The 14002-nt window shown below is 33.5% G+C and carries 9 protein-coding genes; 7 read left to right on the top strand and 2 right to left on the bottom strand.

Going from position 1 to position 14002, the window contains the following annotated elements:
• Positions 1–76 precede the first annotated feature (76 nt).
• Positions 77–1186, bottom strand: a complete 1110-nt coding sequence (locus tag TY19_RS06380) for an FHA domain-containing protein (protein ID WP_042281101.1) — start codon at positions 1184–1186, stop codon at positions 77–79.
• An 821-nt stretch (positions 1187–2007) separates the two neighbouring features.
• On the opposite strand from TY19_RS06380, the gene pgtP reads away from it, so the two are divergent.
• From pgtP to TY19_RS06350, 6 genes are all read left to right on the top strand, one after another.
• Positions 2008–3390: an MFS transporter gene (gene pgtP, locus TY19_RS06375; protein ID WP_042281099.1), complete on the top strand. Its 1383-nt coding sequence runs from the start codon at positions 2008–2010 to the stop codon at positions 3388–3390.
• Between the two features lie 1225 nt (positions 3391–4615).
• Positions 4616–5083 carry a hypothetical protein gene (locus TY19_RS06370; protein WP_042281097.1) on the top strand — a complete coding sequence of 156 codons (468 nt, stop codon included), beginning with the start codon at positions 4616–4618 and terminating at the stop codon, positions 5081–5083.
• Between the two features lie 345 nt (positions 5084–5428).
• Entirely contained in the window at positions 5429–9187 is a 3759-nt protein-coding gene (gene dnaE, locus TY19_RS06365) for a DNA polymerase III subunit alpha (RefSeq protein WP_042281095.1), read from the top strand.
• A 98-nt stretch (positions 9188–9285) separates the two neighbouring features.
• Positions 9286–10728 carry a tetratricopeptide repeat protein gene (locus tag TY19_RS06360; RefSeq protein WP_052354825.1) on the top strand — a complete coding sequence of 481 codons (1443 nt, stop codon included), beginning with the start codon at positions 9286–9288 and terminating at the stop codon, positions 10726–10728.
• 5 nt (positions 10729–10733) lie between these two features.
• Positions 10734–11291: an LPS assembly lipoprotein LptE gene (locus TY19_RS06355; protein ID WP_042281094.1), complete on the top strand. Its 558-nt coding sequence runs from the start codon at positions 10734–10736 to the stop codon at positions 11289–11291.
• A gap of 15 nt (positions 11292–11306) precedes the next feature.
• The gene (locus tag TY19_RS06350; RefSeq protein WP_042281093.1) at positions 11307–11729 is read left to right on the top strand and encodes an ATP-binding protein; all 423 of its coding nucleotides are present in this window, start codon (positions 11307–11309) and stop codon (positions 11727–11729) included.
• 28 nt (positions 11730–11757) lie between these two features.
• Here TY19_RS06350 and TY19_RS06345 read toward each other — a convergent pair whose 3' ends face one another.
• Positions 11758–12198 (bottom strand): hypothetical protein, encoded by a 441-nt coding sequence (locus TY19_RS06345; protein WP_042281092.1) that lies wholly within the window; start codon positions 12196–12198, stop codon positions 11758–11760.
• Between the two features lie 224 nt (positions 12199–12422).
• Here TY19_RS06345 and TY19_RS06340 point away from each other — a divergent pair, with 224 nt between their 5' ends.
• Complete coding sequence (locus TY19_RS06340; protein ID WP_042281090.1) at positions 12423–13697, top strand: D-alanyl-D-alanine carboxypeptidase family protein; 1275 nt, start codon at positions 12423–12425, stop codon at positions 13695–13697.
• Positions 13698–14002 lie beyond the last annotated feature (305 nt).

Raw genomic sequence — 14002 nt, 5'->3', positions numbered from 1 at the left:
GCGGAAATATCTTTACCATTGGTCCCTTCTAAAGGTTCTGGATTAGCGAGCAGTCGATTTAAAGTGCGTAGGTCTTTTAATGTGTGCGCAATTCCATTGCATTGGAATCAACAACGATGGTTGATTTTGGAATTAACCAATAATAAATACTTGGTGCAGGCTGAGCAATTAACAGGAAATGAGATAAATCGCTATTTGTATAGATTCTTAATGTGTAAGGGCAGCAAATAAACTGACCTTGAGCATCGATCTGATTGCCATATGATGGCGTATCAGCTAGAATAGCTTGAAAATTGTTTTTTAAGAAATCGAGATCTGCCCAATTTTGATTATGGGGTTTAAGTCTGTATAGTTTCGCGTATGTTAATGCCATTGCCACATCTGCGACTCCTTGAGAAGCAATTGTTTCTTGAATTTCGGCCTTATCGCTGAATCTAAAGTAAATAATGGTTCCTACAAATCCTGTGATAGTCAAAATTAATAAGATGAACAAAATAAGCCATTTCCAAGCTCTTATCAAATGTCCAGATTCAGTAAGGGTGTAATTAAACACGGTATCTTTTTTAGTTTGATTTTCATCATCTAAATCTCGTAGATAATCATCTTTGAGGCTTTGATTCTTCTTTTCACCTGGTTCTTTATTCTTAGAATTGTTCGAAGAAATTGGACTAATTGAATGTGTACTATCAGTGGAGAGGTTTAAGTATTGATCTAAATTTGTTTGATTCCATTCATTATCGCTTAACGCTTCGACTTCGTTTTCAAAAGGCAGAGACATGTTTAGTGAGTACGAAGATGCAATTTCGCCAGATTGATGTGGATCTTCTCCGGACGTTTTTTGATCAAGAGCATGATTAGAAAATAAAGGTGTATCATTCGAGTTTTCAAGGCTTGTATGAGCGAGATTTTCAAATAAGAGTTGATTTTGATGAACAGTAATGACATCTCCCGAATTTAATAATTTTTTTCCAAAAGGGTGTCCATTAATAGAAACAAAAGGGTCTTTAGCTTGATTAATCAGAATTAAAAAACCATTTTGATCAATAATTTTTAGGTGAATGGGTTGGATGAAATTTCCTGGCAAAACAAGGTCTGCTTGTTTCGCATCTGCCCCTATCAGAATTGTGGATTGATCAAATAGATGTATTTCTGAATCCGATGAAGCGTTTATTGTAAGCCGAATCATAAGAAGCTAAATACCTTGCTAATTATATTTTTAAAAATTTTTAACATATTTAAAAAGAAGCGTCAATGAAAATTTAGCTGTTAAAAAATAGGTTTTTTTATTCTCTGTCCTATTTTTAGTCGGCGATTAAAGTCGATTATTCTTTTTTTGATATATTCTGGGTAAAGTAAAGTACGTGATAGAGGCAATCATTCTATAGCAATTGTTAATTAGAGTCTATCTTCTAATGATTTGGTCTATCTATTTACATTCTAAACATTTTTTAGCTAAAGAAGTTTTTATTACTAAATTAATTAAAAAATTGAATGAAATTTTCCTGAGAAAGTCTTAACCTCTTCAGGAATTCTCCCTCTATTTTTAATTTAATTAATTTAAATATTTATTTACTATTTAATAATTTTATGAACTTTATATAATATGAATTTTTCAATTTATATTCATAAATAGTCTTATTTCTTGACTTTTAGAAAGCTCATGGCAAAAATAGATGGTATTGAAAAAATTTAACGTTTTTTAGACACAGATCTATCTTTAAAGTTAAAGTTCTTACTTAATCGATGTTGATTTTTTTTAGGAAAAAATTTGTGTAAATTTGGATGCTTGTAAAGTGATTTTGCAGGGAAAATATTAAAAAATAGCCTTGAATGAATAAAAAAAGCTTTCGAATATTGAGTCGGATGTAGTAAAGCAATAATAGATTTATAGATATCAGAATATTGAAAACCAACCTGAACCTAAGCTGAATGCGGCAATTGCAGCCTGTTCAAACGTTAATTAAATTCGGTTTGCTATAGCCTTAGGATGAACTTTAAGGAGACCTTGTGAATAAATTGCTCAATTTGCTGCAACCAGCTCCCCATATTCCTGAATTAAAAGACCAAGAGCTTGTCAAAGATCAATATAAATATTGGCGTATTCGCATTCTTTATTCGATGTTCATAGGATACGCTTTCTACTATTTTACTCGAAAAAGTTTTACTTTTGCGATGCCTGGTCTTATTCAAGATTTGGGCTTTGATAAAAGCCAGTTAGGAATTTTAGGAAGTATTCTTTCAATTACGTATGGAGTAAGTAAATTTGCAAGTGGGATCATTGGAGATCGTACTAACTCTCGTTATATGATGGCCATTGGGTTAATGTTAACGGGCATTTGTAATATTTGTTTTGGGCTTTCTTCTTCTATTTTCTTTTTTGCCCTATTTTGGGGTCTTAATGGATGGTTTCAGGGATTTGGTTGGCCTCCTTGTGCGCGCTTTTTAACTCAATGGTATTCACATTCAGAAAGAGGTTCGTGGTGGTCCACATGGAATGTTTCACATAATGTAGGCGGTTTTTTAATCCCCTGGATAGCAGGAATTACTCTTCAATATTTTGGCTGGCGTTATGCCATGTATATTCCTGGAATTTTATGCATCCTCATCAGTTTTTTCTTAATCAATCGTTTAAGAGATACTCCGCAGTCTCTTGGATTACCTCCTATTGAAAAATACCGTAATGATTATGTGGATAAAGCTGAGGCAGACAAAGAGGCTGAACAATTAACAACAAAACAACTATTAGTCAATTTTGTTCTTAAAAATTCCTATATTTGGATATTAGCGCTTGCCTATTTTTTTGTTTATGCCGTGCGAACAGGAATCAATGATTGGACAGCTTTATTTTTAGTTGAATCCAAAGGATATAGTAGCATTGGAGCAAATGGATGTGTTTCTTTATTTGAAGTTGGCGGATTTTTTGGAAGTCTAGCTGCTGGTTGGTCATCGGATAAACTTTTCGGCGCAAAAAGAGGACCTATTAATGTTTTATTTACATTAGGAATGTTTGCTTTTATTGCCATTTTTTGGATGGTACCCTCTGGCTATTTGTTATTTGATTCTGTCATCATGTTTTGTATAGGTTTTTCTATTTTTGGCCCACAAATGATGATTGGTTTAGCGGCTGCAGAACTGTCTCATAAAAAAGCGGTGGCAACTTCAACTGGATTTGTTGGTTTTTTTGCTTATATCGGAGCTGCTTTTGCAGGCTATCCCTTGGGATATATCACTCAGCAATGGGGATGGCAAGGTTTTTATTGGGCTTTAATGGGATGTTGTATTATTGCACTATTTCTACTTATTCCACTTTGGTCAGTTTCTGCCACCACTTTAAAGCCTAAAAATAAATCGAGTTCTCCTGTTAGTTCGCCTGCGTTAGCTTCTAAATAAGAAGATAAAAAACTACCGCAAAATAAATTTGCAATTTGGAACTTCTTTAATCGTTGATTCCATTTTGCAGTTTATTTTTTTTGACAATAAAATATACTTTTTCACTATATGTCATTCTCTTTAGTTTATAATTCAAATTAAATATAATAATTTTAATTTATTTTCGAATTGTAAACCTTTTATTGATATATTCATGAAATTTTCTTATCTCATTTTAATCATTGTATTTAAATTAAACGTCTAAACCGACTAATTTTATCCAAAAATTTTAACTTTAGCTATTCAATATGGTAAAGATGGAAATGAAATGAGATTGAGAACATTTTTTGTAATTTTGTAAGATATTGCTTATTTGATAATGATTAATTCGAATAGTGGCTGCCAGTCGAATAGAATTGAAAATTAAAAGCTATTTATCAAAATGAAGAAAAATGTAGATACACTAACTTTGGATATATTGTTTTTTGTGACAAGAACGCTTGTTTTGGATTCTCACACATTAAATTAATGAGAATTTTTTCGATTTAAGATTTTCTCTTATCAATGAGATTAGGCAACTTAATTTTAAATTCTCTTACAGAAATTAATAGAAATATTTATTGTATAAAATTTTATGATGCTGATTAGCCAATTAATGATGATTAATACGACATCAGCATCTTGTCGAGTTGCACAATCCGATAATTGTGATTTGCTTATATCATCAAGCATTTTTAATGTAGCAAATTAAGTTCCAAACTCTTTAAAGTCGTAGTAGCAACAACTAGCATTAGCAACGACTATAGGATAACAGCCAGCCTTTAATTTCAAAAGCGGTTATTCTTATTGCTTGTGAGACTTAAATAGGGGGCAAAATAGCAGAAATTACTTATAAAAACATAGGAAGGCTTGGATTTGGTAACTCTTGTACAATAGGCGTTGCCTTTATAATTTTCGCTTTACTTAAGTGTGCTCAAAAGGACCTAATTCTATATCAAATAATTTGGATTACAATAAGATGAGATTTATTTAGTATGGATGCAGCCCCGTTGTATGAGTAAATATTCTGACAACTGATTAGAATTTTAATCAATCATAGGTAAAATTTAATCATAGCGTTCTATTTATTTCTATTGTATGCTAATTTAAAGAATTAGATTTAAATTAATTCATAAGAAATTGAATTATTTATAATCTTAAATCTATTTGAATAAGAAATAACAAAAAAATTAATTAGAGGTTTATAATGTTTATTAACCAAACAATGGCGACTTTGACGGCAATGAACTGTCGAACAAATAAGAATTCTGATTTGTTGAAAAAAACTCTTCAAGCAGCAAATTTTGCTCTTTTGGCATCACCCATCATTCTGACTGTTACAAAGATAGGCTCTGATCGTTTAGGGCACTTAATATGTGGAATAGTAGCCGTGCCTTTAATAGCAAAAGGATTTGTTCATTTGGCTCGCAAATATGAAGTAGGAACCCAAGCATCAGACAGTATCTATAATAACATCGGAAAATGTTTTGATATAGCAACTATCATAACACAAATTTTTAATGTAGCAATTTTATATCCACTTGCAAGAAAATATCCAGTTCAAGTTGGCTTGTCGATAGCTGCAGTTGGGGTAAATATTTGGCATTTTAGTAATGCTTATTTAGGTACCACTAATCAGGAGACATTAGTTTATGAGCGAATTCAAGCTGTTTAAGATAATTGGTAAATAACCCTATTAATAACAAAATGTGATCTATGGCTTAAGAAATGAAATGTATTTTTCTTTTCTTAAGCTGTTTATTTTTAGTAAATCTCAATTGAATAAGCCGATTTTCTATTCTTTACTGAAACAACGTTTCTTTGGATTATTTATTCAATCTGCTATGATTTAGTAGTCGATAATATCTTTATTAATGCCGATAATTTAGCTATCATATCAAATAACCAATCTGCAAATTCGAATAATTTAAATAACTGTTTATAATTTATTGTCGCTTGATTATTTATGATAGTGTTTAGCGAAGTTCATTGTCTTATCCTGGATTAAAGTAGCCTTCTTATGATTAGTAGCCCCTTTGTTCATCTTCGTACTCATTCTCAATATTCAATTTTAGATGCTTCCGCTTCTATATCAGATCTTTCTCAAAGAGCTTTTCAAGAGGGGATGTCCTCGATTGCTTTGACTGATCATGGCAATTTATTTGGTATTGTTGATTTTTATAAAGCCTGTAAAGAAGTTAAAGTAAAATCGATTATAGGGTGTGAGCTTTATGTGGCACCTGGTTCTCGCTTAGAGAAAACAAAGGTTTACGGCCAACGAGCCGCGTATCATTTGACATTGCTAGCCCAGAATAATCGAGGATATCAGAACTTGGCTAAACTTTCCTCCAGTGGGTATATTGAAGGATTTTATTATTATCCAAGAGTCGATCATGATTTGCTTAGAAAGCACAGTGAAGGATTGATCTGTTTGTCAGGTAGCTTAGGAACCCTTTTAGCTCACGAAATTCTGCAAGGAAATGTCAAATCGATTCAAGATCACCTGCTTTGGTACCAAGAGGTTTTTAAAGATAGGTTTTATTTAGACTTACAACGTCACGAGATGGCAGCAGAAGATATCCAACAAGATGGCCTTTATCAAGAGTCGTGGCTTGTTCAGCAGTATCAAGATTATTTTAATCGACAACAAAAAGTGAATGAAGCGCTTATTGCATTGAGTCGAGAACATCATATTCCTCTTGTCGCGACAAATGATGTACATTACATTGATCGTGAAGATTGGCGTGCACATGAAATTTTACTCAATATCCAGTCGGGAGAACCTTGTGAAATATGGGAGAAAGATGCATATGGTACACCTAAATTTCGAATTCCAAATCCTAAAAGGCAAACTTATCCTTCTCACGAATATTACTTTAAATCCTCTCAGCAAATGGAACAACTTTTTAAAGACGTTCCAGAAGCCATCATAAATACTCAAAAAATTGCTGAGCAATGCTTGGTTGAGATTGATTTTAAAACAAAACATTATCCTGTCTATCTACCACCTTCTTTAGAAAACCGACCTTTTGAAAAAGATGAGCAAAAAAAAGAAGTTGAAAATTATCTTTGGAAGCTTTGTGAAGAAGGAATTTCGAATCGTTATACAATTGAGAGACTTGCTAAAGTTCAAGAAATTTATCCTGATCGCAATCCGTTGGATGTTGTTCGAGAACGGTTAAATTATGAAATGAGTATTATCGTTCCTAAGGGAATGAGTGATTATTTGTTAATTGTTTGGGATTTCATTAATTGGGCAAAAAGAAATGGAATTCCCATGGGGCCTGGGCGTGGATCAGGAGCTGGTTCGATTGTGTTGTATTTAATCGGGATAACCGATATCGAACCTTTACGTTTTCATTTGTTTTTTGAGCGTTTTATTAATCCTGAACGTATTTCCTATCCTGATATTGACGTTGATATTTGCATGGATAGACGAGGGGAAGTCATTGCCTATACGTTACAGAAATATGGAAAAGATAACGTTGCACAGATTATCACTTTCGGCACGATGAAAGCCAAAATGGCTTTAAAAGATGTGGGACGAGTTTTGAGTGTTCCCTTGTCAAAAGTAAATGAAATTGCCAAATTGGTCCCGGAAGATTTAAATATCACTTTAGATAAAGCTTTAGAAAAAGATCAAGATTTGCGCCAACTCTATGAAAATGATGAAGAAGTAGGACGTTTAATTGATCTTGCTAAAAAGCTTGAGGGATCAATACGGAATACGGGAATTCATGCAGCGGGAATTATCATTAGCGGAGTCCCCCTGACAAATTTAATTCCTATCTGTAATTCTAAAGATTCCGATATTCCTGTCACCCAATTTTCTATGAAGCCTGTTGAGGCTGTGGGAATGCTGAAAGTAGATTTTTTAGGCTTGAAGACACTGACTGCTATCCAGATTTGTGTAAATGCTGTGAAAGCGAGCACTGGAAAAGAAATCGACTGGATTAACCTCCCTTTAGACGATAAACCTACATTTGACTTATTAAATCAAGGTAAAACGTTAGGGATCTTTCAGTTAGAGTCCGGAGGCATGCAAGACCTTGCAAGGCAACTTCATTTAGATCGTTTTGAAGAAATTATTGCGGTAGGGGCACTTTATCGTCCGGGGCCGATGGATATGATCCCATCTTTTATCAATCGTAAGCATGGACGGGAAGCCATTGACAATGACCATCCATGGATGAAAGATATCTTAGCAGAAACTTATGGTATCATGGTTTATCAAGAGCAGGTGATGCAAATTGCGAGTAAGCTGGCTAATTTTTCTCTTGGAGAAGGGGATGTATTGCGAAGAGCCATGGGTAAAAAAGATATGGATCAAATGGCTAAGCAAAGAGAGAAATTTCGCTTAGGAGCATTGGAAAATCAAATCGATAACCAAACGTCTATGTTGATTTTTGATAAGATGGAAAAATTTGCTGCTTATGGTTTCAACAAATCTCATGCTGCTGCTTATGGCTATCTTTCTTATGTAACGGCTTATTTAAAAGCCAATTACCCTGGCGAATGGATGGCTTCTCTAATGACCTGTGATCGAGATGATTTATCAAAAGTTGCTAAGTTTATTCGTGAATGTCAAAGCATGAATATTCCCATGCTTCCTCCTGATATTAACGAAGCAGGAGAAATTTTTCAGGCCACTAAGCAAGGAATTCGATTTGCTATGACTGGAATTAAAGGAGTGGGGGCTGGGGTTGTTGAAGCAATTGTACATGAAAGGCAAAAAAGAGGGCCTTTCAAAAATTTTTATGAATTTTTTAAAAGAATTGATACCAAGAAAGTAGGTAAAAAAGTTGTAGAAAGTTTAGTTGAAGCAGGGAGTTTTGATTTTACAGGCTGGGCTAGAGATGCTTTAGTGATGAGTATTGATCCGATGTATGAATCATCATCTAAAGAACAAAAAGAGCAAGCAATGGGTTTTATGTCTTTGTTTGCAAAGATGGATGATGAAATGACTAATCAATTCAGAAAACCTCCCGAAGTCAAAAATAAAACTTCTCGTCAAGATCTCTTGCGTAAGGAAAAAGCATTATTAGGGTTTTTTTTGACAGGCCATCCCATGGATGAATATAAAGACATTCTCCAGCGCCTTTCTTGTGTACCTTTGAGGCGTTTAGATCAATTAAACCATGATGCAGTTTTTCGCTCAGCTTTTATTGTAGAATCACTTCAAATTAGGATTGCATCAAAATCGCAAAAGAAATTTGCCATTTTGATAATTAGTGATGGGATGGAAAGACAAGAGCTTCCTATTTGGCCCGATCTTTTTGAAGAAAAAAGCCATTTACTTCAGGAAAATCAATTACTTTATGCTGTTTTACAAATTGAAAAAAAAGATGGGGAAGTTAAGCTTTCTTGTCGCTGGTTGGATGATCTAACCAAAGCAAATGAAGAAATGATTGAAACGTGTGATCGAGCTTATGATAAGGCTAAACATCAAGCAGTTCGTTTTGCTCAAAATAAAAACATTGCAACGAAACAATCAGAAAAGCCCAAGGCAGAAAAAATTATCGTAAAACAGAATCAAGAGGCCTCTTCGATGAAAACAGTGTGTATTAAACTCAATGCTGATCAAGCACGATTAAGTCATATTTTAAAAATTAAAAAATTAATACAAGACCATCATGGAACAACGTCTGTTCTAATTGATTTTCATAATTCGACTAAATCTCTTGCCACCTTGCATATCGATGCTAAATGGGGAATTACATTAAGTGAACAATTCAAACAAAAAATTTGTGAACTTCCTTGCGTTTTAGAAATCGAATAAGTGGGTATTAGATTGACAGTAAGGAAATATCCTCATAAACTAAATCCCTTAATAGCAAATCGATTTTTTTGAAAAGTTAATTCATTTAGCGAGAGTTTATGAAACAACGATCTTTTTTACTCCTCCTCATATTAACTATCTGTTTAGGGTTTCATTCTTTTGTAGAAGCTTCGAAATCCAGGCCTTTTTCAAGTCAACAAGAGGCTCAAAGATACCTAAATCAACATTACAATAAAGGGTGCTATTATTATAATAAGCAAAATTGGCGTTTTGCGATGGATGAATTTGAAAAAGTAGTTTATTTTTTTCCAAATTCTACAGAAGCAGCTGAAGCCTATTATTATTTAGGAGTCTGTTATTTTGAAAGAAAAGAGTATGACTTCGCAAATAATGCATTTTCAAAATATTTGACTTCTGTTGAACAACCGGCTTTTTTTGAAGATGCTGTGCATTATAAATTCTGCATTGCAGAGCATTTTCGCTGCGGAAAAAGAAGAAGGCCTTTAACATTTCGTTATTTTCCTAAATGGATGTCTGGGCAAACAATAGCTTTAACAATTTACGATGAAATCATTGTCGCAATGCCGAACAGTGATATGACGGTTAATGCTTTATATTCTAAGGCTCAATTGCTGCAAAAAATGGAAAGTTTTAGAGAAGCTATTGAAACATATCAAATTTTAATTCGCCGATTTCCTAAACATGAAATGACTCCGCTGTGTTATCTTAAAATTGCTGAATCTTACTCCCAACAAAGTATTTATGAATTTCAAAATCCCGATATTTTGGCATTAGCAGAACTTAATTCGCGGAAATTTAAAGAAGAATTTCCTCGGGAAGAAAAAACTGAACTTGCAGAAAGGTATGTTCAAAGAATTAAGGATATGTATGCCAAAGGTTTGTGCGACATGGGGTTATTTTACGAGAGAATGGGACACCGTGATGCAGCTGCTATCTATTTTCGTAGCTCGATTGAAGAATTTCCTGATACATATGTAGCAGGTTATTGTCGCTCACGTTTGAAATCATTTGGGTGTGAATATGAAGAAGAGCAACCAATTTTGATAGAATCAGGCGAAATAGAAAATTCTTGCCAAGAGAAAGAGACTTGTGAAAATGAAAGCCTGCCTATGCAAAAAGAAAATCCTGAAGCTCAAACTTTTTTTGAAAATGCATACTCACCTGAAACTCAATCGCAAATTTTAAGTCTACAGCTATCTTCAGATAAAGTTAGCCAAGAGCATTTTGTTGAAGAAGTTCTTATTAATCACTCCTCTGTAGACTCTGCAGAAGCCCTCCCAAAAGACTGTTATCAAGAAGAGATAGTTAATGCTCGTTCATATGAATCCCAATTTAACGATTTTATTTTTTATGATTTGCAATCCGATGCTGTTCTTTCCGATCATGAATCAGTCAATGGAAAAACAAATGAGCAAATGGATTCTCAATTAGATGTCCAGGAAGAGGTTGGGACAACTCCTTATATTCTTCATTATAGCTTGACAAAGAAAACCCCCCAACAGCGCATGCAAAGACCTTAGCTGCGATGATTAAATTCATTCTGACTTGTTTTTTTTTATTGGGTTTTTTTTCAAGCTGTCAATACCAATTTGGAAGAGGAGAATTGGCCGGTCAATATCAAACGATAGCCATTCCTTATGTAGAGGGTGATCAGGAAGGGGGAGTGACAGCTGAAGTCATTAAAAGAATGAGTGAAACTGGCGCCTTTCGTTATGTCTCATCTCATGGAGAGTTGATTTTAAAGATAAAACTCATTGAATTTCGTGATGAAAATATTGGCTTCCGCTATGACCGAAAAAAGCAAGGAGAGTTAAAAAAAACTGTTATTCCTACTGAAACTCGCTTAAATGCTGTTGCAGAAGTGATTATTACGGAAGCTTCTTCAGGAAAAATCATCAGAGGGCCAACACGAATTAAAACGAGTATAGATTTTGATCATGATTTCTATTCTAGTTATCATGAGATAAATGTATTTTCTTTAGGACAACTTAACGATTATGATGCTGCACATGACGCTGTCATGTATCCATTAAATCGGCAATTAGCCGAAAAAATTGTAGATTATGTGACCCAAAGTTGGTAAATATGCAGTAAATCTATGCATCAAAAAACATTTTTAGCTAATCTCAGCCAACTTCATGAAATGCTTAGTTTTATTCAATCTTATGGGCAATCTCATCATATAAATTCTTACACACTCAATAAAATTGTTGTTGCAGCTGAAGAAGCTCTTGTAAATATTATTCACTATGGATATCCCGACCAAATTGGAAAAATAGAAATTATTTGTGACAAAACTTCATTAAAACTCGGGATTCGCATTTTAATCAAAGATCAAGGAATCCCTTTCAATCCTGTAAAAAAAGGCCTTTCTAATAAGAAAAACAACTCAAGGAATTTGAAGATTGGAGGTTATGGAATTTATCTTTATGTCGAAATTATGGATAAAGTAGAATATCAAAGAGGTAAGGAGGGCAATATCCTTTCTTTGATTAAATACATTATGGATCCTGAACAATAGGTTTAAAACTTAGAGAATGCATTTAAAATCATAGATTGTAAGAGTCTTTCAGTTGAGATAGTTGCTGTTCATTGTCTTGAATTTCTGCCAAAAAACTTTCTAATATTTTTAAAACAATTTTAGAATTGTTATAAATTCCGGACGCTATAAAAGTGGCTTCTAAGTGAACATCTTCTTCAGGCTTATTTAAAGCAATTAATGTATAAGTGACGGGTAAATCATCTAGCTGATCGGGTACAATCCATACGATATAATCATCGTTAACTAAGGTAATTTTATCTGTCGATTCAATGATATGAAAATAACGAGGGATCAATTGAGTTTTCTTTTTTGTCAAGGGCTGAAAATGTAATAAATCAAAATGATGAAGGAGATCAAGGTTAACGTAAAAAATTCCATCAGGAATCCAATAAGAAAGATTCTTACTAAATTTTTTATAATATTCTTCGATCATTGCTAAATTGTGCATATAAAGCTCTCTTATCTCTTCCTTTGGAATAAAAACGTATTGGCTAATTTCATTCAATTAGTAAATTCATTCACTTCTAGAGGTCTGAAAATACTAATCTTATATAATAATTTTAATTTATTTTTTAATTGATTTTCAATTTTTTAGTTGTTTTTTTTTATAATTTCTCGGATTTTATTCGTAATATTTTAGTAAGTAAGCGTCAAGTTGAACATGGGTTTAAAATGAGAGTCTGGTACATTTTTTTTGTGACAATAATTTCTTTTTCTTTACGATCAGCCCCCCTTGATTTTAAAATTGCTGGGGAAGCGGCTATTTTACTTAATGCTGAAAGTGGAGCAATTCTATTTGAACAAGAAGCCTACACTTGCCAATTTCCAGCCAGTACAACAAAAGTAGCCACAGCTTTATATGCGTTAAGTAAAAAGCAAGATCTTAACCAGATGATGACCGCTGAGCAAGATTCACTGACGACACTTTCTCAAGAAGCTAAGAAGAAAAGTAATTATGATCCTCCTTATCGACTAGAACCTGATGGCAGTCACATAGGTCTGAAAAAAGGAGAAATGATGTCATTGCACGATCTTTTAGGAGGGATGTTAATTCCTTCTGGAAATGATGCTGCAAACGTAATTGCTAATGCCCTAGGCCCTACAATTCCAGTTTTTATGGCAGAGTTGAACATTTACTTAAAAAAAATAGGCTGTGAGAAAACAAATTTTTATAATCCTCATGGTCTGCATCATCCTCAACATCAAACAACGGCTTACGATTTAGCTCTAATAACCAAAGAAGCTTTGAAACAACCTGTTTTTTGCGAATTGATTGCACAAAAAAAATATTTAAGGCCAAAAACGAATAAACAAGCGGCAACGACTTTATTACAGACAAATCGGTTAATTCGCCCCGGAAGCTTTTATTATTCTAAAGCGATTGGAGGAAAAACTGGTTATCATGCAAAAGCTAAAAAAACATATATTGGAGTTGCTCGATCGGAAGAAAGGACCTTGATAGTGGTTTTATTGGGTTATCAAGAGAGAAATACCATTTTTCAAGATGCTATTAAATTGTTTGATGCTGCTTTCAATCAACCTAAAATTCAACGTACATTTTTGAAAGAAGGAAGACAGTCATTTGCTCAGAATCTTCCTAAAGCTGCTTGCCCGCTACAAACGCATTTAAAAGAACCATTGAAGTTAGACTATTATCTGGCAGAAGATCCCGAAGCTAAATGTCTTTTATATTGGATGATTCCATCTTTGCCTATCCAAAAAGATCAACAAGTGGGAGAGTTACATCTCATAGCTAAGAATGGTAGCTTAATTAAAAAGGCCTCTCTTTTAGCATTAGGAGATGTTTCTTACGCATGGCCCTATAGCTGGATGGCTAATATCGAGGGTTTTTTCGGTCAACTTTCTTGGCTATGGGTAAGTTTGGTTAGCTTATTTATGTTTGGGTTATTGTTTTTCATTTGGAAATCTAGTCCAAAAGAACTCTAAAATATACTCAACTCTCAAACCTTAATTGGACATAAAATTTCTTTTAAAATTGATTGTCATTAAAGCAAGAAAGCATTGGTGAAAATAAATTCCAATTATAAATTTTCACCATTAAAATTTTTTAATGATAAAAATTTCCTTATTCTAACTAAACTGACGCAGTTTAATTGATAATACAAAATAGAAAAGTTTTAGCCTGAAATTCATAAATTAAAATAAGCTTGAATAGGTTAATTACTTAATGTAAGTTGCAAATAACTAATTTATTAAAAAATTTGTTGCAACTGCTACTAGAAATCCTAAAA

The sequence above is a fragment of the Candidatus Protochlamydia sp. R18 genome (assembly GCF_000648255.1).
GTDB classification, from domain to species: Bacteria; Chlamydiota; Chlamydiia; order Chlamydiales; family Parachlamydiaceae; genus Protochlamydia; species Protochlamydia amoebophila.
Note: the sequence above shows the minus strand (reverse complement) of the source record. Positions and strands in the feature narration are given on the sequence as shown.

Bases quoted from the DNA above. Each gene is read 5' to 3' on its own strand.
- TY19_RS06355 (WP_042281094.1), top strand. From the start codon at position 10,734: ATGATTAAATTCATTCTGACTTGTTTTTTTTTATTGGGTTTTTTTTCA.
- dnaE (WP_042281095.1), top strand. From the start codon at position 5,429: ATGATTAGTAGCCCCTTTGTTCATCTTCGTACTCATTCTCAATATTCA.
- TY19_RS06380 (WP_042281101.1), bottom strand. From the start codon at position 1,186: ATGATTCGGCTTACAATAAACGCTTCATCGGATTCAGAAATACATCTA.
- TY19_RS06340 (WP_042281090.1), top strand. From the start codon at position 12,423: ATGAGAGTCTGGTACATTTTTTTTGTGACAATAATTTCTTTTTCTTTA.
- TY19_RS06350 (WP_042281093.1), top strand. From the start codon at position 11,307: ATGCATCAAAAAACATTTTTAGCTAATCTCAGCCAACTTCATGAAATG.
- TY19_RS06345 (WP_042281092.1), bottom strand. From the start codon at position 12,198: ATGCACAATTTAGCAATGATCGAAGAATATTATAAAAAATTTAGTAAG.
- TY19_RS06370 (WP_042281097.1), top strand. From the start codon at position 4,616: ATGTTTATTAACCAAACAATGGCGACTTTGACGGCAATGAACTGTCGA.
- TY19_RS06360 (WP_052354825.1), top strand. From the start codon at position 9,286: ATGAAACAACGATCTTTTTTACTCCTCCTCATATTAACTATCTGTTTA.